The following is a 19426-nucleotide window of genomic DNA, read 5'->3' on the forward strand; positions in this document are numbered from 1 at the left end:
GACGTGTCCTTCGACGTGACGGTGCCGCTGGCGATGTTCTTTGGGACCCGGATTCCTGCTCCCGGGGTGGGAGGGGCGTCTTCGGAGTAGCCCCGGGGCGGACCCCGTACTATGGGAGGTCCACCATGAACTTCGAGCTGACCGACATCCAGCGCGAGATCCAGCGGCTGTGCCGCGAGTTCGCCGCCAAGGAGCTCATCCCCAACGCCCGCAAGTGGGACGAACAGCACGCGTGGCCCACGGACGCGGTGAAGAAGCTGGCGGAGCTGTCCCTCTTGGGCATCGCGGTGCCGGAGGAGTGGGGCGGCGCGGGCCTGGACAACGTCTGCTACGCCATCGCCATGGAGGAGATTTCGCGCGGCTGCGCCTCCACCGGCGTGATCATGAGCGTGAACAACTCGCTCTACTGCGACCCAGTGTCCAAGTTCGGCACCCCGGAGCAGAAGGAGCAGTTCCTCAAGCCCTTCGCCAGCGGCCAGAAGATCGGCTGCTTCGGCCTGACGGAGCCGGAGGCCGGCAGCGACGCCGCCGCCCAGAAGACCATCGCCGTGAAGCGCGGCGACGAGTACGTCATCAACGGCTCCAAGAACTGGATCACCAACGGCCCCAAGGCCGACGCCATCGTCCTCATCACGATGACGAACCGGGAAGCGGGCAACAAGGGCATCACCGCGTTCCTCGTGCCCACCGACACGCCGGGATTCACCCGCGCGGAGCCGGACAAGAAGATGGGCATCAGCGCCGCCTGGTCCTGCTCCATGTTCTTCGAGGACATGCGCGTCCCGGAGAAGTACCGCCTGGGCAAGGAGGGCGAGGGCTTCAAGGTCGCCATGTCCACCCTGGACGGCGGCCGCATCGGCATCGCGTCCCAGGCGCTGGGCATCGCGCGCGCGGCCTTCGAGGAGGCCGTCCGCTACTCCGGTGAGCGCAAGACGTTCGGCAAGCCCATCCGCGACCACCAGGCCATCCAGTTCATGATCGCGGACATGGCCATGGAGATCGACGCGGCCCGCCTGCTCGTGTGGCGCGCGGCGCTGATGAAGGACAAGGGCGTGCGCCACAGCCCGGAGAGCGCCATGGCCAAGCTCTACGCCAGCGAGATGGCCAGCCGCGTGGCCAACAAGGCCCTGCAGATCCACGGCGGCATGGGCTACAGCAAGGAGATGGACGCCGAGCGCCACGTGCGCGACGCGCGCATCACCGAAATCTACGAGGGGACGAGCGAGATCCAGCGCATCGTCATCTCCGCCAACCTGCTCAAGGAGTAGTCACCCGGTCATGAAACGCGCGCTCCTCCCCGTGCTGTTCCTGTCCCTGGGCCTGGCGTCTCCGCTGGCGCTCGCCCAGGGCTCGTCGAAGAAGAAGGCCGCGACGGCTCCGGCAACGCCCGCTCCGAAGAAGGACGACGGGCTGGACGTGAGCAGGCTGCCCTTCACCCCGGACTCCATCCGCCAGGTGATGGCCTACCACATGCCTCGGATCCAGGAGTGCTACGAGGACCACATGGTGGAGAAGGACAAGAAGGTGGAGGGCCTGCTGCGCACCACCTTCACCATCACCGCCGAAGGCACCGTGCGCAGCGCGAAGATCGACAAGCACGGCAGCACGCTGAAGGACGCGGGCCTCAACGACTGCGTGGTGGCGGTGCTGTCGTCCATGGACTTCCCCAAGCCCCCGGACGGCCGCGAGCACCCCATCGAGTACCCGTTCAACCTCAAGGCCATCGAGTAGCAGGACACCCGCGCCCGTGAACTTCGACCTCAGCGAGACCCAGACGCTCATCCGTGACACCGCTCGCAAGTTCGCCCGCGAGCGCGTGGCCCCGCACGCCCGCGCGGCGGACCGCGAGGAGCGCTTCGACCCGGAAGTCTTCAAGGCCCTGGCCGAGGTGGGCCTCTTGGGCGTGAACCTGCCGGGCAGGTACGGCGGCGCGGAGGCCGGCGTGGTGTCCTACGCGCTGGCCATGATGGAGATGGCCGCCGCGGACGCCTCCGTGTCCGTGGCCATGGCCGTCACCAACATGTGCGCGGAGCTCATCCACGCGGTGGGCACCGACGCGCAGCGGGAGAAGTACGTCACGCGCATCACCTCCGGTGAAGCCATCGTCGGCGCGTTCGCCCTGAGCGAGCCGCACGCGGGGTCCGACCCGGGCGCCATGCGCACCACCGCCACGAAGCGCGGCGGCGCGTACGTGCTCAACGGCAGCAAGCAGTGGATCACCTCCGGCGCCTACGCGGGCGTCATCGTCGTGTGGGCCCGCACGGGCCAGGCCGGCAACAAGGGCCTGTCCTGCTTCATCGTGGAGGGCGGCGCCAAGGGCCTCCACGTGGGCAAGCACGAGGACAAGATGGGCCTGCGCGCGTCCAACACCGTGGGGCTCACCTTCGAGGACTGCGAGGTCCCCGCGGAGAACCTCCTGGGCAAGGAGGGCGACGGGTTCCGCCTGGCCATGATGGCGCTGGACGGCGGGCGCATTGGCATCGCGGCGCAGGCGTGCGGCACCGGCCGCGCCGCGCTGGAAGCGGCCGTGTCCTACACCAAGGACCGCAAGGCCTTTGGCCAGGCCGTGGCGGACCTGCAGGCCCCGCGCTTCATGATGGCGGACATGCGCACCCAGCTGGACGCCGCCGAGCTGCTCACCCTGCGCGCCGCCGCCCTCAAGGAGGCCGGCCAGCCGTTCACCCGCGAGGCCTCCATGGCGAAGCTCTTCGCCAGCGAGATGAGCAACAAGGTCGCGGACAAGGCCGTGCAGCTGCACGGCGGCTACGGCTACATCGACGAGTTCCCGGTCGAGCGTTACTTCCGGGACGCGCGCGTGCAGACCATCTACGAGGGCACCAGCGAGGTGCAGCGGATGGTCATCGCCCGGGAAACATTCCGGCGCGAGGGGTAGCGCTCCGCTTGTCCTACACAGGGCGAGCGGGCAGGGGGCACCGGCCGGGTAGGACAGATGCGGACCCGGCCGGGCGTTCATAGAACACGGATCTCCACTTGGGGCGGTGCACCGCTTGACTCCTGTAAACCCAGGTGTCTAGGGTGCGCGGCTTCCAGCCAGCCTTGCGTTCCCATTCAGGGAACACCCGCGGTCTCCCGTCGCTCCCCGCAGGCGGCCGCGCACCCATTCAAACAGGGGGCAGTTGTACCGTTCCAAGGACTTCCCATTCATGCAGCAGAACGTGAACCAGCAGATCGACGGCGGTGACGAAGACTTCGCGGCGATGTTCGAGGCCTCGCTCAAGGAGCGTGGCGGCGACGGAATCCTGAAGGAAGGCGAGATCGTCAAGGGCACGGTCGTGCAGGTGACGAAGGATTTCGCGATCGTGGACATCGGCTACAAGTCCGAGGGTCAGGTCCCGATCTCCGAGTTCACCAACCCCCGCGGCGAAGTCACCGTGAAGGCCGGTGACCCCGTCGAGGTCCTCCTGGAGAGCCGCGAGAACGACACCGGCATGGTCGTCCTCTCCAAGGAGAAGGCCGACAAGATGCGCATCTGGGACGAGATCTCCGCCGCGTGCGAGCGTGATGAGATCGTCAAGGGCACCATCGTCGGTCGCGTGAAGGGTGGCCTCTCCGTCGACATCGGCGTGAAGGCGTTCCTGCCCGGCTCCCAGGTCGACATCCGCCCTGTGCGCAACCTTGATCAGTACATCTCGAAGGAATTCGAGTTCAAGGTCATCAAGTTCAACAAGAAGCGCGGCAACATCGTCCTCTCTCGCCGCGTGCTGCTGGAGAAGCAGCGCGAGGAGATGAAGAAGGAGACCCTCAAGAACCTCAAGGAGGGTGCGGTCCTCAAGGGCGTGGTCAAGAACCTCACGGACTACGGCGCCTTCATCGACCTCGGCGGCATCGACGGCCTGCTGCACATCACCGACATGTCCTGGGGCCGCATCGGTCACCCCAGCGAGATGTTCAACGTCGGTGACGAAGTGCGCGTCGTCGTCCTCAAGTTCGACCCCGCGCAGGAGCGCGTCAGCCTGGGCCTCAAGCAGATCCAGGAGGACCCGTGGCACCGCGCCGACGAGAAGTACCCCGTCGGTACCCGCGTCGCCGGCAAGGTCGTGTCCATCACGGACTACGGCGCGTTCATCGAGATCGAGCAGGGCGTGGAGGGCCTGGTGCACGTGTCCGAGATGTCCTGGACCAAGCGCCTCAAGCACCCGTCCAAGATCCTGGAGGTCGGCCAGACGGTGGAGGCCGTCGTCCTCGACATCGATCCGAAGGCCAAGCGCATCGCGCTGGGCATGAAGCAGATCGAGCAGAACCCCTGGACGCTGCTCGAGGACAAGTACCCGATCGGCTCCGTCATCAAGGGCCAGATCCGCAACGTCACCGACTTCGGCGTGTTCGTCGGCGTCGAGGAGGGCGTGGACGGCCTGGTGCACGTGTCCGACATCTCCTGGACCCAGCGCATCAAGCACCCGGGCGAGATGTTCAAGAAGGGCGACGAGGTCGAGGCGGTGGTCCTCAACATCGACGTCGAGAACGAGCGCTTCAGCCTGGGCATCAAGCAGCTCCAGCCGGACCCCTGGGAGACGCTGTCCGAGCGCCTGCCGGTGGGCAGCCGCGTGAAGGGCAAGGTCACCAAGGTCACCGACTTCGGCGCGTTCGTGGAGATCGAGCCGGGCATCGAGGGCCTCGTCCACGTCTCCGAGCTGAAGGAAGAGCGCGTGGAGAACCCCCGCGACGTGGTGCAGGAGGGCCAGGAGGTCGAGGTCAAGCTCATCGACATCAACACCCCGGACCGCAAGGTGGCGCTGTCCATCAAGGCGCTCATCGGCGAGGGCGAGGACTACCGCGAGTACCTGCGCAAGCAGGCCGAAGGGTCCAAGGCCCGCCTGGGCGACGTCATGGCCTCCAAGCTGAAGAAGTAATCAGCCCAACGTCTTGACGTGAATAGCGGCCGGGTTCCCCAGTGGGAGCCCGGCCGTTTCCATTTGATTCGGCTCAAAGCGGCCGTGATAAGTGCCTCTCCGGCGCTTTTCTCTTTTACAGACGGTTCCCTCTCCAGGAGGCAATTCCATGGCTCGTGAAGTCGTCATCGTGGGCGCGGCCCGTACCCCCATCGGCTCCTTCCAGGGAGCGCTGTCCAAGCTCACCGCTCCCCAGCTGGGCGCCATCGCCATCAAGGCGGCGCTGGAGCGCGCGGGCGTGAAGCCGGAGGCCGTGCAGGAGGTCATCATGGGCTGCGTCCTCCAGGCGGGCGTGGGCCAGGCCCCGGCGCGTCAGGCCACCATCTTCGCGGGCCTCCCGGAGTCCGTCCCGGCCGTCACGCTGAACAAGGTCTGTGGCTCCGGCCTCAAGGCCGTCATCGCCGCGGCGCAGTCCATCGCCCTGGGTGACGCGGACGTCGTCGTCGCGGGCGGCATGGAGTCCATGTCCAACGCGCCGTACCTGAGCCACACCATGCGCGGCGGCTCGCGCATGGGCAACGTGGAGTTCAAGGACGCGATGATCTCCGACGGCCTCTGGGACGTGTACGGCAACGTCCACATGGGCAACTGCGCCGAGGAGTGCGCCACCTCCCAGGGCATCAGCCGCGCGCAGCAGGACGAGTTCGCGCTGGAGTCCACGCGCCGCGCCATCCAGGCCCAGAAGGAAGGCCTGTTCGCCGCGGAGATCGTCCCCGTGCAGATCCCCGGCAAGAAGCCGGATGAGTTCACCACCGTCTCCGAGGACGAGGGCCCCAAGAACGCCAAGCCGGACAAGATCCCGGGCCTGAAGCCGGTGTTCAAGAAGGACGGCACCGTGACGGCCGCCAACGCGTCCTCCATCAACGACGGCGCCGCGGCGCTGGTGCTGATGAGCGAGGAGAAGGCGAAGGCGGAAGGCCGCACCATCCTGGGCCGCATCAAAGGCTACGCGCAGGCCGCCCGCAAGCCGGTGGAGTTCACCATCGCGCCCGCGGACGCCATCAACACGCTGCTCAAGAAGCAGAGCGTGACGGCCAAGGACGTGGACCTCTGGGAGATCAACGAGGCCTTCTCCGTGGTGTCCCTCGCCAACAACAAGATCCTCGGCCTGGACCCGTCCAAGGTGAACGTGCGCGGCGGCGCGGTGGTGCTGGGCCACCCCATTGGCGCGTCCGGCGCTCGCGTGCTCGTCACGCTGCTCCAGACGATGAAGGACCAGGACAAGAAGCGCGGCGTGGCGTCGCTCTGCATCGGCGGCGGCGAAGGCATCGCGCTGATGGTCGAGCGCTGAAAAGGACACCGCCCGCATGAACAAGGTCTACGCGAGCGCGGATGAGGCGGTCGCCGACATCCCGGACAACATCACCCTCATGAGTGGTGGGTTCGGGCTGTGCGGCAACCCCGAGAACCTCATCACGGCCCTGCACAAGAAGAACGTGAAGGGCCTCACCATCATCTCCAACAACTGCGGCACCACGGAGCTGGGGCTGGGCATCCTCCTGCAGAACAAGCAGGTGAAGAAGATGGTCGCCAGCTACGTGGGGGAGAACAAGGAGTTCGAGCGCCAGTTCCTCTCCGGGGAGCTGGAGGTGGAGCTCAACCCGCAGGGCACGCTCGCGGAGCGCATCCGCGCCGGGGGCTGCGGCATCGGCGGGTTCTTCACGCCGACGGGCGCGGGCACCCAGGTGGCGGAGGGCAAGGAGTCGCGCATGATCGACGGGCGGCTCCACGTCCTGGAGACGCCGCTGAAGGCCGACTTCGCCATCGTCCACGCCTGGAAGGCGGACACCTGGGGCAACCTGGTGTTCCACAAGACGGCTCGGAACTTCACCCCCATGATGTGCATGGCCGCCAAGGTCACCATCGTGGAGGCGGAGCACATCGTGCAGCCGGGCGAGTTGGACCCGGACATGGTGCACATCCCGAGCATCTTCGTGCACCGCATCGTGCAGGCGCAGAACCTCCAGAAGTGGATCGAGCGGCGGACCGTCCGCAAGAAGGCGTCCTGAGCCATGCCCCTGACTCGTGAACAGATCGCGCAGCGCATCGCCCAGGAGCTGAAGGACGGCTTCTACGTGAACCTGGGCATCGGCATCCCCACGCTCGTGCCCAACTACATCCCGCACGGGGTGGAGGTGGTGCTCCAGTCGGAGAACGGCCTGCTCGGCATCGGGCCGTACCCGGAGGAGGGGAGCGAGGATCCAGACCTCATCAACGCGGGCAAGGAGACGGTGACGGTGGTGAAGGGCTCCGCCTTCTTCGACTCCGCGCTGTCCTTCGGGATGATCCGCGGCGGCCACATCGACCTGGCCGTGCTGGGCGCCATGGAGGTCAGCGAAGAGGGTGACCTGGCCAACTGGATGATCCCCGGCAAGATGGTGAAGGGCATGGGCGGCGCCATGGACCTGGCCGTGGGTGCCAAGCGCATCTACGTGGCCATGGAGCACGCCAACAAGGACGGGCAGCCCAAGATTTTGAAGAAGTGCTCGCTGCCGCTGACCGGCCTCAAGTGCGTGCACCACATCGTCACGGACCACGCCTTCATCGACGTGACGCCGGAGGGCCTGGTCCTCCGCGAGCTGGCACCCGGACTGACGGTGGAACGGGTGCAGCAGCTCACCGAGCCGAAGCTGAAGATCGCGCCCGACCTGCGCGAGATGAAGTTCCAGGCCTGAAGTAGGGTGCTAGGGTGCGCTTCCGTCTCTCCGTGTGAGACGGAAGCCACCGTCTCCCGGAGAACGGAGCACCTGATGTCCGACACTTCGGAGAAGCCTGTCCCCGCGCCTCGCGCGCACCGCATCGACCATGAGCTGCCCGTGGCGTACCGCACGGTGGCGGGCTTCGTGACGGACTGGGCGGTGAACCTGTCGCGCGGCGGGCTCTACATCAACACGCCGCAGCCGCTGCCCGTGGGCACGGTGGTGCGTCTGTTGGTGTCGCTGCCGGGCGCCAGCTTCCCGGTGGACCTGTCCGGGAAGGTGACCCGCACCACCCCCCAGGGGACGCCGGGCTCCGAGGTGCCGGGGATGGCGGTGGAGTTCCTGGACGTTGACGACGAGAAGCGGTCGCGCATCGAAGCGTTCGTGGAGCGCCTGCGGGAAGCCCTGCCGGCGGACGAGCGTGGCAGTGCGACCCGGAAGTAGGGCGGCCCCACCCAGGCGGCCCCCGCGAGTGCGCCTGCGATGACGACGCTGCCCGAATCCCCCATTGAATTGACGATTGAACGGCTGGGCCAGCTGGGCGAAGGCGTGGCCCAATGGGAGGGGCGCACCGTCTTCGTGCCCGGCGCCTTCCCCGGCGACACCGTGCGCGTGCGCCTGGAGGCCCAGGGCAAGGTCCTGCGCGGCCTGTTGGGCCAGGTGCTGACGGACGGTGCGGAGCGCGTGTCGTCGCGCTGCGTCCTGTCCGACGCGTGCGGCGGCTGTGACTGGCTGGAGCTGTCCGTCCCGGCGCAGCGCTCCGCGAAGCAGGAGATCGTCCTCTCCACCCTGGAGCACCTGGGCCGCTTGAAGCGCACGGCCTTCACGGTGCGGCCGTTGATGGTGGCGCCCCGGGACTGGGGCTACCGCCGCCGCGCGGTGCTGCATGGGGCGGGGAAGGGGGCGCTCGGCTACTTCGGCCGGCGCACGCACGAGCGCATCCCCGTGGACGTCTGCCCCGCGCTCACGCCCGTGCTCACGGCGCTGCCCGGGAAGCTGGCCCCGCTGCTCAAGCCGCTGGCCAAGGACACCGAGGAGGTGCTGCTGCTGGCCGAGGGCGACAAGGCCGCGTTCGCGGTGAACCTCAGCGGCCAGGTGACGGCGCGGCACCTGGAGGCGGCGGAGGCGGCGGTGCGCGCGCTGCGGCTGGAGGGCGCGGTGCTGGTGCCGAAGGAGGGCTCGGCGCGGCTCATCGGCCGGCCGGTGCTGCGCTCGCTGTCCCCGCTGCGCCCCGAGGTGCCGGTGTACCTGCGGCCGGATGCGTTCGCGCAGGCGCACGCGGAGGCCAACGTGGGGCTCGTCACGGCGGCCCTGTACGAGCTGGGCGCGAAGGAGACGGACTCCGTGCTGGAGCTGTACTCCGGCAACGGCAACTTCACGTTCCCGCTGGCGGGCACGGCCGGGCCGGTGCTGGGCGTGGAGTCGTCCCCGGTGGGCGTGGAGCTGGCGCAGCGGAGCGCTCGAGAGGGCAGCGTGTCCAACGTGCGCTTCGTCCAGGGCGACGCGCGCAAGGTGTGCGACGGGCTGGTGGCGGAGGGGCGTTCGTTCGACCTGTGCCTCGCGGATCCGCCTCGGGCCGGGGCGCCGGGCCTGGCGAAGTGGATGCGCGCGCTGAACGTGCGCCGGGTCGTCTACGTGGCGTGCGACCCGGCTTCACTGGCTCGCGACGCGGCGGGGCTGGTGGAGGCCGGTTACAAGCCCGTGGCGCTCCAGGTGGTGGACATGTTCCCGCAGACGCACCACGTGGAAGCGGTGATGTCGTTCGAACGGGGAGCCTGACGCGCCATGGACGCCCGCATCGTCGAGTTCGCAGAGGTCCTCCGCCAGAACGGCGTGCGCGTCAGCACGTCCGAGGTGCAGGACGCCCTGCGCGCCACCGCCGAGGTGGGCCTCGAGGACCGGGGGCTGTTCCGCTCCGTGCTGCGCACCACGCTGGTGAAGCGCGAGCTGGACGTGGAGACGTTCCGCCGCGCGTTCGACTTCTTCTTCTCCGGCGCGGCCCGCACGTTCGAGGCCATCGACAAGTCGCTGGCGAAGCAGCTGGAGGACGAGGGCTACCTGGAAGGCGACCTGCTGAAGATGGTCATCTACCAGATGAACCTGCTGGCGCCGGAGATGTCCCCGCTCGCGCAGGCCATCCTCGCGGGTGACCGCGCGCGGCTGGCGCAGATCTTCCGTCAGGCGTCGCTCCAACTGGACCTGGGGCAGCTGGAGAGCCCGCTGCAGACGGGGTTCTTCACGCGGCGGATGCTCGCGGGCGCGGGCATGGAGCGGGCCCGGTCCGACCTCAAGTCGATGGAGGACGAGCTGAAGGCTCGCGGGCTGCACGCCGAGGGCGTGGAGATCGTCTCGCGCCACGTGGCCGCGGCCATGCGCAAGATTGAAGAGGCCGCTCGCGCGGAGGTGAAGCGTCAGTCCGAGGCGCGCATCCGCCGCCGCACGGACACCGTCACGGAGAAGCCGCTGCACCTGCTCACGCAGGCGGAGGTGGACCAGATGGAGGCCGCCGTCCGCACGATGGCGGAGAAGCTCAAGAGCCGGATGATCCGCAAGCAGCGCTCGCACCGGCGCGGGTCGCTCCACGCCCAGCGCACGCTGCGCCGGAACATGCCCTGGGATGGCATCCCCATGGTGCCCGTGTTCCGCACCCGCCGGCCGGAGCGCCCGGAGCTGGTGGTGCTCTGCGACGTGTCCGACTCCGTGCGCAACGCGTCCCGGATGATGCTGCTGTTCATGCACACCCTGCAGTCGCTGTTCGTGCGCGTGCGCTCGTTCGTCTTCGTGTCCGACGTGGGCGAGGTGACGCAGTTCTTCAAGGACCTGGACGTGAGCGAGGCCATCGACGCGGCGACCGCCGGGCGCACCGTGTCCATGAGCTCCAACTCCAACTACGGCCGCGCGCTGGCGGACTTCACGCGCGACCACCTGGGCAGCATCACGCGCCGCACCACCGTGATGATCATTGGCGACGGCCGCAACAACTACAACGCGAGCAACGCCTGGGCCCTGAAGGACCTGAAGCGCAAGGCGAAGCGCGTGCTGTGGATCTGCCCCGAGGACCGGGGCAACTGGGGCATCGGAGACAGTGAGATGCTCACCTACGAGAAGCACTGCACCCAGGCCGTGGTCGTCACCTCCGTGTCGGACCTGGCCCGCATCGCGGAACAGCTCGTCCCCGTCTGAAAACCCCTTCGCTCGATTCACTCAAAGGAGCGCCCCCATGGCCCCGTCCTTCTTCGACGACTACCAGGACGTCCCCAACGTGGAGACCGGTCCGGCCTTCGACGCCGCCGACGACCGCACGCTGCGCATGGCGTCCCGGCCGGTGGACAAGGCGCTGCTCGACCAGCTGGTCCGCTACCAGGAGACCTTCCTGTCGCACGTGGAGGCGGACGCCAGCCCGGAGGCCATGGCCGGCGCGGCGAAGGCGGCGCTGGAGACCAGCGGCCTGGACGTGAAGGCGGCAGAGTGGGGGAGCGCCGTCCTCCGGGCCTTCGGCGGCCGGCGGTGGACCGTGCAGCGGCTGCGCTCGAAGCTGACGGAGCTGGAGTCCCGCTCCGGGCCGGAGGTGGACGAGGTGAAGAAGCGCGTCCAGGACGAGCTGGTGAAGCAGGAGCGGGAGACGGACGCCCTGGGCCGGCGGTACGGCGTGGAGACGGTGGCCCTGCTCCGGGAGCGCGAGGCGGAACTGGTGGCCCTTCACACCCGGCTCCAGAAGGTGCTCAGCCGGGGATGACCCGGCGTGCCCGCCCGGTTGCATTCCGCGTCCGGGCGTTCCATAACGGCCCGTTTTCCTTCAAGGCCCACCCATGAAGCGCTACTTCATCCACACCTTCGGCTGCCAGATGAACGTCAACGACTCGCTCCGCATGAGCGAGGCGTTGTCGAAGATGTCCTACGTCCCCACGCCGGAGCCGGACAACGCGGACCTCATCATCCTCAACACCTGCTCCATCCGGGAGAAGGCCGAGGACAAGATGCTGTCCGCGCTGGGGCGCTACCGCGCCGTGAAGGCCAGCCGGGGCGCCATCCTGGGCGTGGGCGGCTGCGTGGCCCAGCAGGAGAAGGACAAGCTCCTGAAGAAGGTCCCGTACCTGGACTTCGTCTTCGGCCCGGACAACATCGCGAAGCTGCCGGAAGTGATTGCCCGCGTGCAGGACGCCCGCGAGCGCGTGGTGGAGACGGCCTTCGTGGACTCCGAGGAGTACGTCTTCCCGCGCGCCGACGCGGAGACGTCTCGCGGCAAGGTGACCGAGTTCGTCACCGTGATGAAGGGCTGCGACAACGTCTGCTCGTTCTGCATCGTCCCGCACACCCGTGGCCGCGAGGTGAGCCGCAACTTCCCGGACGTGCTCACCGAGGTCGCGGACCTGGCGGGCGTGGGCCTGCGGGAGGTCACGCTCATCGGCCAGAACGTCAACTCGTACCAGGGCGGCATCAGCTTCGCGCAGCTGCTGCTGCGCACGGCGGAGGTGCCGGGCATCGAGCGCGTGCGCTTCACGACGAGCCACCCGCATGACCTGTCGGACGAGCTGATCGAAGCGTTCCGCGTGCAGCCCAAGATCGCCCCGCACTTCCACCTGCCCGTGCAGTGCGGCAGCGACCGCATCCTGAAGATGATGCGCCGCGACTACACCGTCGAGCAGTACATGGAGCGGCTGGAGAAGCTGCGCGCCGCGCGGCCCGGCATCGCCATCACCACGGACATCATCGTCGGCTTCCCCGGTGAGACCGAGGAAGAGTTCGAGATGACGATGCAGCTCACCGAACGGGTGAAGTACGACAACCAGTTCTCCTTCGTGTACAGCCCGCGCCCCAAGACGGGCGCCGCGCTGCGCGAGAAGGACTGGGGCCCCATCCCGCACGAGGTGAAGGTGGCCCGGCTGGAGCGGCTCCAGAAGCTGCAGCGGCGCATCAGCGGCGAGTACACCCAGGCGCAGGTGGGCCTGGACGTGGAGGTGCTGGTGGAGGGCCGCTCGCGCTACGACGCCACCAAGCGCTTCGGCCGCACGCCGGAGAACCGCACGGTGAACTTCGAGGGCGACGCTCCCGCGGGCTCCATCGTGAAGGTGCACGTGGAGCGCGCCACGCCCAACCAGCTCGCGGGCAAGCAGGTGGTGGTGCTCCAGGCCCCCACCGTGGCGCCGCCGGCGGTGGAGCTGCCCGTGCCGTTGCATGTCCCGGCGGAGGCCTGACGCCTCCGCCGCTGTCACGCCGTCGGAGGTGCCACCATGCCGTTGAAGCCGTTTCGCGGGGTGTCCCCCCGCGTCCACCCGAGCTGCTTCATCGAGGACTCCGCCCAGGTGGTGGGCGATGTGGAGCTGGGCGAGGACTCGTCCATCTGGTTCAACTCCGTGCTGCGCGGGGACGTGAACTCCATCCGCATCGGCAAGCGCACCAACATCCAGGACCTCACCATGATCCACGTCACCAGCCAGGGTGACTCGACGACGGTGGGAGACGACTGCACGGTGGGCCACCGGGTCATCCTCCATGGGTGCGTCGTGGGCCACCGGGTGCTGGTGGGCATGGGCGCCATCCTGATGGACGGCGTGGAGGTGGGGGACGACTGCATCATCGGCGCGGGCACGCTGCTGACGCCCGGGACGAAGATTCCCCCGGGGTCGCTGGTGGTGGGCTCGCCCGGCAAGGTGAAGCGCCCCATCCACGACGGCGAACGCGAGTTCCTGGTGCAGTCCGCCCTCCACTACGTGCACACCGCCGCCGAACACCGCGCCAGCCGCTGACGCGGCCGCGCTGTGCGTGTTAGGAACACCCCATGGCGCTCGCCCCCGAGACGACCCTGAAGGCCTGTCCGCTCTTCAAGGGCTTCACCGACACCGGCATCTCCATCTTCGCGGCGGCGGCCGTGTCGCGCGCCTACCCCAAGGGGACGGCCCTGTTCACCGAGGGCAAGGCGGGGGACTCGCTGCTGATCGTCGGTGAGGGCACGGTGCGGTTGAGCGCCCGGAGCCCCTCGGGCGAGGACGTGCCCCTGGGCGAGGTGACCGCCGGTGAGCCTCTGGGCGAGCTGGCGCTCGTGCAGAAGGGCGAGCGGCTGTGCTCGGCCACGGCGCAGACGGACGTGTTGGCGCTGGAGATCCGCGCGGCGGATTTCCAGAAGCTGCTGGCGCAGAAGCCGCAGGCCTGCATCAAGTTGTTGATGGGCATCGTCAGCCACTTCGGCGCCAAGGCCCGGGACAACCGGGACATGCTGCGCACGCTGGTGGCGCGGGCCCCGGGAAGCTGACTGGCTGTCGGACAGGTGGCGCCGGGCTCATGCCGGGAGGCCGGAAGGACGAACGGTCCTGCCACCCGCACCCGAGGTGGTTACTGTGCTCGCCTGGAGCCCCTCCGGCCTCCCAGGCTGTCGCACACCGTGGGTGTGGGTAGACATACGGCCGACGGCTTTCGTGATGTGGCGCGGGCGCTTGAGGTGGGAAGCTGGACGGCCGGAGTTTTCAACTGCCGCACCCGGTTGATGGCTGGGTGATGGACGGGCCAGCCCGGGTGGTTGCCGAGCGGCCCTTCGGGAAGTGATTGGACGGAACGACGCGTGGAAGAACTGCTTACCAACCTGCTCGGTAGCTCCCAGGGCCTCTTCGCCTACCTGTCCGTGTTCGCCATCCTGGTGGCGTGCGGGCTGGGCGTGCCTCTGCCGGAGGACATCTCGCTCATCCTCGGTGGGTTCCTGGCGCACAAGGGCGCGGCCAACCTGCCGGTGATGATGGCGGTGGGGTTCTTCGGCATCCTGGTGGGTGACAGCCTCATCTACCTGGCCGGGCGCCGGCTGGGCACGAAGCTGGGGCGCGACCCGGGGGCGAAGGGTGGGGGGTTCTTCTCCAAGATCGTCACGCCGGAGAAGCGGGCGAAGGTGGAGTCGCTCTTCGTCACGCACGGCCAGAAGATCGTGATGATCGCGCGCTTCATGCCGGGCGTGCGCGCGGTGACGTACTTCACCGCGGGATCCGTGCACATGTCCTACTGGCGCTTCATCTTCTGGGACGGCCTGGCGGCGCTGCTGTCCGCGCCGGTGTTCGTGTGGCTCGGGTTCCACTTCGGTGGCGAGCTGGACATGGTCATCCGCAAGCTGAAGGACGGCCAGGTCGTGGTGCTGGGGTCGCTGGCGGTGCTGGCGGTGGGCTACTTCCTGTACCGCCGCCGCAAGAACGCGAAGCTCAAGGTCGAGGCCGCCGCCAAGGAGCAGGTGACGCAGGTGGCCCTGCCTTCCGTGCCGGAGACGCTGGAGAACAGCATGTCGCCCACGCGCGCGGCCAGCCCCGGCGCCTTCTTCGACGTGCCCGCCGACAAGGCGCCCGCGTCCGAGCCGGACCTGAACGCGCACAAGTAGTCACCGTGCAGCGGTGACGTGGTTCACGGACCCCGCCCCCTCGACGAGAGGGAGCGGGGTTCTTCGTTGCGGGCCTGTGGGGTTGCGTCACTCCTGCCCTGCGTCGCGGAGGGCCTTCGCCAGCAGCTCCGCCACGGACTGCACCGTCGGCTCGCGCAGCAGCGTGTGGTGGGTGCCCGGCAGCGCGTGCGATTCGAGCTGCTCGCCCACCAGCGCCGCCCAGCCTCCGTCGGGCGTGCGCGTCTCGTCCCGCTCCTCCGCGTGGATGCGCAGCACGTGCTGCTCCATCGCAGGCGGGTGGTAGCGCCGGGCCGCTTCGAGGTTCGCCTCGAAGACCTGGAAGAGTGACGTGGCCTCCACTCCGGGCGGCAGGGCTCCGGCCTGGGCCGCGGCTTCCAGCACCTTCGTGAGTACCGCTTCGGGCTCCAGCTCCGCCGCGTCCACGTCCAGGTCCGCCAGCGACACGCCCATCAGGTCCTGCGCGAACAGGCCCACCGCCAGCGCGCGGTCCAGGTCCGGCTCCGAGTCCGGCACCGTCTCCGGTACGTACGAGTCGAGCATCGCCACCAGCTCCACCGCTTCACCTGCTTCGCGGAGCTGGTACGCCATCTCGTAGGCGATGACGCCGCCCAGGGACCAGCCGCCCAGGTGGTACGGGCCGTGGGGCTGGACCTTCCGCACCTCGCGCACGTAGCTGGCGGCCAGGGCCTCCACGGTGTCCAGCGGCTGGTCCGTGCCGTCGAGGCCTCGGGCCTGGAGGCCATAGAAGGGCTGATCCGGTCCCAGCCTCCGCGCGAGCTCCGCGTAGGCCAGCACGTTGCCTCCCACCGGGTGCACGCAGAAGAACGGCGTGCCGGTGCCTTTGTTCGTGAAGGGCACCAGGGGCGTGAAGGGCTTCGGCTCCTCCGGCTCGGCCTCACCCAGCAGGACCGCGAACCGCTCCACGCTGGGGGCCTGGAAGAGCGCCGACAGCGGGAGCTTCCGGCCCGTCTCCCGGTGCACCGCCGCCATCAGCCGCACCGCCAGCAGCGAGTGCCCGCCCAGTTCGAAGAAGCTGGTGCGCACGTCCACGGTGGACACGCCCAGGGCTTCGGCCCAGAGGCGCTCGAGCATCGCTTCCTGTTCGTCCCTGGGGCCGACCCTCGCTTCGGGGTTCGGGGCTTCGTCCACCGGCGCGGGCAGCGCCGCTCGGTCCACCTTGCCGTTGGGCGTCAGCGGCAGGACGGGCAGGGCGACGTAGGCCGCAGGCACCATGTAGTCCGGCAGCGAGCGCTGGAGGTGGCTTCGGAGCGGAGCGGTGTCCACCTCCGGCGCCACATACGCCACCAGCCGCTGCACTCCAGGCATGTCCGCGCGCACGAACACCATCGCGTCGCGGATGCCCGGGTGCGTGCGCAGCGCGGCCTCGATTTCGCCCGGCTCGATGCGGTAGCCGCGCAGCTTCACCTGGAAGTCCACGCGTCCCATGAAGTCCAGCGCGCCGTCCTGCTTCCAGCGGACCCGGTCGCCCGTGCGGTACAGGCGGGCTCCGCGCTCCGTGCTGAACGGGTGGGGGATGAAGCGCTCCGCCGTTAGGTCTGGCCGGTTCCGGTAGCCGCGCGCCAGGCCTTCGCCCGAGATGAACAGCTCGCCGGGGACGCCCACGGACACGGGGTTCAGGTTCGCGTCCAGCACGTACACGCCCACGTTGAGCATGGGCCGCCCGATGACGGGCGTGGGCTGCGCGGTGATCTGGATGCACTCGGTGGTGGACGCCACGGTGCCCTCGGTGGGGCCGTAGGCGTTGTAGGCCCTCGTGCGGTGCGTGGCCGCGAGCGTGCGCCACGTCACCTCGTCCATCGCCTCACCGCCGATGAAGCAGATGGACGGCACGTGGGTCTGCTCCAGGAAGCCTGCCTCCAGCAGCAGCTTGAACAGCGACGGCGTGCAGTCCAGCGCGTCGATGCGGCGCTGCTCCAACCACGCGAGCATCGCCTCCGGATCCTGCCGCACGGCCTCCGGGACGAGGCACAGGCAGTGGCCGTCCGCCATCAACAGCAGCTGCGTCACGGACGCGTCGAAGTAGAGCGGTCCGTTGAGGCTCACCCGCATGACCTTGGGCGCCTGTGTGTAGCAGGCCTCCGTCAGCGACCGATGCAGGTGCGCCAGCGAGCGGTGCTGGATCATCACGCCCTTGGGCGTGCCCGTGGAGCCCGACGTGTAGATGACGTACGCCAGGTGCTCCGGCCGCGTGGCCACTCGGGGGTTGGCCGGCGAGGACGCTTCGATGCGCCGCGCGTCCGCGTCCAGCCGCACCACGTGCCGCACCGCCGGCTGCCACACGGCCACCTGCGCCTGGGTGGTCAGCAGCACGGCCGCGCCGCTGTTCTCCAGGATGAAGGCCCTCCGCGCTTCAGGGGCCGCCGGGTCGAGCGGCACGTAGGCGCCACCCGCCTTGAGGATCCCCAGGATGGCGACGATGGCCTCTGGCGAGCGCTCCAGGCAGAAGGCCACCGGCACGTCCGGGCCCACGCCCAGCGAGCGGAGGTAATGCGCCAGCTGGTTCGCGCGCACGTTGAGCTGGTGGAAGGACACCGTCGTGTCGCCCATCACCACGGCGGGCGCCTTCGGCGTGCGCGTCACCTGCTGTTCGAAGCGAGCGTGGAAGGACAGGTCGGACTCGAAGCGGGCGGTCTCTCCGCTCCACTCCTCCAGCACCCACTGGCGCTCCTCCGCCGTCAGCAGGGGCAGGGCGTCCAGCGCGGCATCGGGCTTCGCGGTGGCGCCCTCCAGCAGCTGGACCAGGTGCTCGGACAGCCTGCGGGCCGTGGCGGGCTCGAAGAGGTCCGTGGCGTAGGAGAGGTCGCCCTCGAAGCCTCGCTCGGTGCGGCTCAGCGTCAGGTCCAGGTCGAACTTCGTCGTGGGCAGGTCCACCTCCACCGGGCGCAGCGTCAGCTCCGGCAGGCGCACCTCCGCGTCTGGCATGTTCTGGAGCGCGAAGAGGGCCTGGATGAGCGGCGTGCGCGACAGGTCGCGCGCGGGCTGCACGGCCTCCACCAGCCGCTCGAAGGGGATGTCCTGGTGCTCGTACGCGCCCAGCGTGGTGGTGCGCACCTGCGCGAGCAGCTTCCGGAACGACGGCCGACCGTCGAACCGCGCGCGCAGCACCAGCGTGTTGACGAAGAAGCCGATGAGGCCCTCCGTCTCCGCGTGACGCCGGCCCGCGATGGAGGTGCCCACCAGCAGGTCCTCCTGACCGGAGTACCGGTGCAGCAGCGTCTGGAAGGCCGCCAGCAACACCATGAAGGGCGTGGCGCCCTCCGCCTGGGCCAGCGCCTCCACCGCCTCGCTCAACGGCTGCGACAGGCGCACCGGGAACGTCGCGCCCCGGGCGGAACGCTGGGGCGGACGCGGCTTGTCTGTGGGCAAAGCCAGGGCCTGCGGGGCTCCGGCCAGCTGCTGCATCCACCAGGCGAGCTGCGCATCCAGCACTTCGCCCTGGAGCCAGCCTCGCTGCCAGACGGCGAAGTCCGGGTACTGCACCGGCAACGGGGCCAGCGGCGAGGCGTGGCCCTGCCGGAAGGCCTCATAGAGCGCGGTGACTTCGCGCACCAGGATGCCCATGGACCAGCCATCGCCGATGGCGTGGTGCAGGCACAGGAGCAACACGTGTTCCTGTTCGCCCAGCTTCAGCAGCGTGAGCCGCGCGAGCGGGCCCGTGGCGAGGTCGAAGGGCTTCAGCGCGTCCTCGCTCGCGAGCCTTACGGACTCCGCTTCCTTCACGTCGCCGGGCAGGCCCGTCAGGTCCACCACCGACAGGACTCCGGTGGGGGCAGGGTGCACGTGCTGACGGGGTTCACCGTCGTGCGCTTCGAAGGTGGTGCGCAGCGCTTCGTGGCGTTCCACCAGCGCGTCGAAGGCCTGCTGGAGCGCGGGCACGTCCACCGCGCCGGAGAGGCGCAACGCCGTGGGCATGTTGTAGAGCGCGCTGCCCGGGTCGAGCTGATCGATGAACCACAGCCGCTGCTGCGCGAACGACAGCGGATGCGGACCAGGGCTCGTCGCTGGACGCAGCGGCGGCAGGGCGCTGGCCTCCGGCGCGTCCGGCAGCCGCTGGGCGAGCGCCGCCACGGTGGGGGACTCGAACAGGGCCCGGACGCCCACGTCCACGCCGAAGCGGGCTCGGATGCGGGACACCAGCTGCGTGGCCAACAGCGAGTGACCGCCCAGCTCGAAGAAGTGGTCGTTGCGGCCCACCACGGGCACGCTCAACAGCTCCTCCCACAGCGAGGCCAGGGCCACCTCCGCGGGGGTCGCCGGGGCCTCGTACGAGCGCGCCGCGCGCCACTGCGCCTCCGGTGAGGGCAGCGCCTTGCGGTCCACCTTGCCGTTGGGCGTCAGCGGCAGGGCGGGCAGGGTGACGAAGGCGGACGGCACCATGTACTCCGGCAGGTGCCGGCGCAGGTGCTCGCGCAGTCCTTCCGTGT

General features: G+C 69.1%; 16 protein-coding genes. 15 read left to right on the forward strand and 1 reads right to left on the reverse strand.

Going from position 1 to position 19426, the window contains the following annotated elements:
* Window positions 1-125 precede the first annotated feature (125 nt).
* The 15 genes from D7W82_RS29115 (at window position 126) to D7W82_RS29185 (ending at window position 14960) form a co-directional block, all read left to right on the forward strand.
* Window positions 126-1268 (forward strand): acyl-CoA dehydrogenase, encoded by a 1143-nt coding sequence (locus D7W82_RS29115; protein ID WP_120621463.1) that lies wholly within the window; start codon window positions 126-128, stop codon window positions 1266-1268.
* Window positions 1269-1278: 10 nt separating this feature from the next.
* Complete coding sequence (locus D7W82_RS29120; protein WP_120621464.1) at window positions 1279-1731, forward strand: AgmX/PglI C-terminal domain-containing protein; 453 nt, start codon at window positions 1279-1281, stop codon at window positions 1729-1731.
* A gap of 16 nt (window positions 1732-1747) precedes the next feature.
* Window positions 1748-2893: an acyl-CoA dehydrogenase family protein gene (locus tag D7W82_RS29125; protein WP_120621465.1), complete on the forward strand. Its 1146-nt coding sequence runs from the start codon at window positions 1748-1750 to the stop codon at window positions 2891-2893.
* A 271-nt stretch (window positions 2894-3164) separates the two neighbouring features.
* Entirely contained in the window at window positions 3165-4871 is a 1707-nt protein-coding gene (locus tag D7W82_RS29130) for a 30S ribosomal protein S1 (RefSeq protein ID WP_120552356.1), read from the forward strand.
* 148 nt (window positions 4872-5019) lie between these two features.
* Entirely contained in the window at window positions 5020-6201 is a 1182-nt protein-coding gene (locus D7W82_RS29135; RefSeq protein ID WP_120621466.1) for a thiolase family protein, read from the forward strand.
* Between the two features lie 16 nt (window positions 6202-6217).
* Entirely contained in the window at window positions 6218-6919 is a 702-nt protein-coding gene (locus D7W82_RS29140; protein ID WP_120621467.1) for a CoA transferase subunit A, read from the forward strand.
* A 3-nt stretch (window positions 6920-6922) separates the two neighbouring features.
* On the forward strand, window positions 6923-7585 hold the full coding sequence (locus tag D7W82_RS29145; protein ID WP_014397005.1) for a CoA transferase subunit B: 663 nt from the start codon (window positions 6923-6925) through the stop codon (window positions 7583-7585).
* Between the two features lie 75 nt (window positions 7586-7660).
* Window positions 7661-8053 (forward strand): TIGR02266 family protein, encoded by a 393-nt coding sequence (locus D7W82_RS29150; RefSeq protein WP_120621468.1) that lies wholly within the window; start codon window positions 7661-7663, stop codon window positions 8051-8053.
* Window positions 8054-8092: 39 nt separating this feature from the next.
* Entirely contained in the window at window positions 8093-9388 is a 1296-nt protein-coding gene (locus tag D7W82_RS29155) for a class I SAM-dependent RNA methyltransferase (protein ID WP_120621469.1), read from the forward strand.
* Between the two features lie 6 nt (window positions 9389-9394).
* Window positions 9395-10792 carry a VWA domain-containing protein gene (locus D7W82_RS29160; protein WP_120621470.1) on the forward strand — a complete coding sequence of 466 codons (1398 nt, stop codon included), beginning with the start codon at window positions 9395-9397 and terminating at the stop codon, window positions 10790-10792.
* 37 nt (window positions 10793-10829) lie between these two features.
* Window positions 10830-11345: a hypothetical protein gene (locus D7W82_RS29165; protein WP_120621471.1), complete on the forward strand. Its 516-nt coding sequence runs from the start codon at window positions 10830-10832 to the stop codon at window positions 11343-11345.
* Between the two features lie 73 nt (window positions 11346-11418).
* Window positions 11419-12804 (forward strand): tRNA (N6-isopentenyl adenosine(37)-C2)-methylthiotransferase MiaB, encoded by a 1386-nt coding sequence (gene miaB, locus D7W82_RS29170; RefSeq protein WP_120621472.1) that lies wholly within the window; start codon window positions 11419-11421, stop codon window positions 12802-12804.
* A 36-nt stretch (window positions 12805-12840) separates the two neighbouring features.
* The gene (locus D7W82_RS29175; protein WP_120563250.1) at window positions 12841-13356 is read left to right on the forward strand and encodes a gamma carbonic anhydrase family protein; all 516 of its coding nucleotides are present in this window, start codon (window positions 12841-12843) and stop codon (window positions 13354-13356) included.
* A gap of 32 nt (window positions 13357-13388) precedes the next feature.
* Entirely contained in the window at window positions 13389-13859 is a 471-nt protein-coding gene (locus D7W82_RS29180) for a cyclic nucleotide-binding domain-containing protein (protein WP_014397012.1), read from the forward strand.
* 306 nt (window positions 13860-14165) lie between these two features.
* Window positions 14166-14960 carry a DedA family protein gene (locus D7W82_RS29185; protein ID WP_120621473.1) on the forward strand — a complete coding sequence of 265 codons (795 nt, stop codon included), beginning with the start codon at window positions 14166-14168 and terminating at the stop codon, window positions 14958-14960.
* Between the two features lie 87 nt (window positions 14961-15047).
* Here D7W82_RS29185 and D7W82_RS29190 read toward each other — a convergent pair.
* On the reverse strand, window positions 15048-19426 hold a 4379-nt coding region (locus D7W82_RS29190), incomplete at its 5' end, for a non-ribosomal peptide synthetase (protein WP_147439610.1).

Source organism: Corallococcus sp. CA049B (assembly GCF_003611685.1).
Lineage (GTDB): Bacteria > Myxococcota > Myxococcia > Myxococcales > Myxococcaceae > Corallococcus > Corallococcus coralloides.

Coding starts and splice junctions, on each gene's coding strand:
- D7W82_RS29115 (WP_120621463.1), top strand. CDS start 126: ATGAACTTCGAGCTGACCGACATCCAGCGCGAGATCCAGCGGCTGTGC.
- D7W82_RS29120 (WP_120621464.1), top strand. CDS start 1,279: ATGAAACGCGCGCTCCTCCCCGTGCTGTTCCTGTCCCTGGGCCTGGCG.
- D7W82_RS29130 (WP_120552356.1), top strand. CDS start 3,165: ATGCAGCAGAACGTGAACCAGCAGATCGACGGCGGTGACGAAGACTTC.
- D7W82_RS29135 (WP_120621466.1), top strand. CDS start 5,020: ATGGCTCGTGAAGTCGTCATCGTGGGCGCGGCCCGTACCCCCATCGGC.
- D7W82_RS29140 (WP_120621467.1), top strand. CDS start 6,218: ATGAACAAGGTCTACGCGAGCGCGGATGAGGCGGTCGCCGACATCCCG.
- D7W82_RS29145 (WP_014397005.1), top strand. CDS start 6,923: ATGCCCCTGACTCGTGAACAGATCGCGCAGCGCATCGCCCAGGAGCTG.
- D7W82_RS29150 (WP_120621468.1), top strand. CDS start 7,661: ATGTCCGACACTTCGGAGAAGCCTGTCCCCGCGCCTCGCGCGCACCGC.
- D7W82_RS29155 (WP_120621469.1), top strand. CDS start 8,093: ATGACGACGCTGCCCGAATCCCCCATTGAATTGACGATTGAACGGCTG.
- D7W82_RS29160 (WP_120621470.1), top strand. CDS start 9,395: ATGGACGCCCGCATCGTCGAGTTCGCAGAGGTCCTCCGCCAGAACGGC.
- D7W82_RS29165 (WP_120621471.1), top strand. CDS start 10,830: ATGGCCCCGTCCTTCTTCGACGACTACCAGGACGTCCCCAACGTGGAG.
- miaB (WP_120621472.1), top strand. CDS start 11,419: ATGAAGCGCTACTTCATCCACACCTTCGGCTGCCAGATGAACGTCAAC.
- D7W82_RS29175 (WP_120563250.1), top strand. CDS start 12,841: ATGCCGTTGAAGCCGTTTCGCGGGGTGTCCCCCCGCGTCCACCCGAGC.
- D7W82_RS29180 (WP_014397012.1), top strand. CDS start 13,389: ATGGCGCTCGCCCCCGAGACGACCCTGAAGGCCTGTCCGCTCTTCAAG.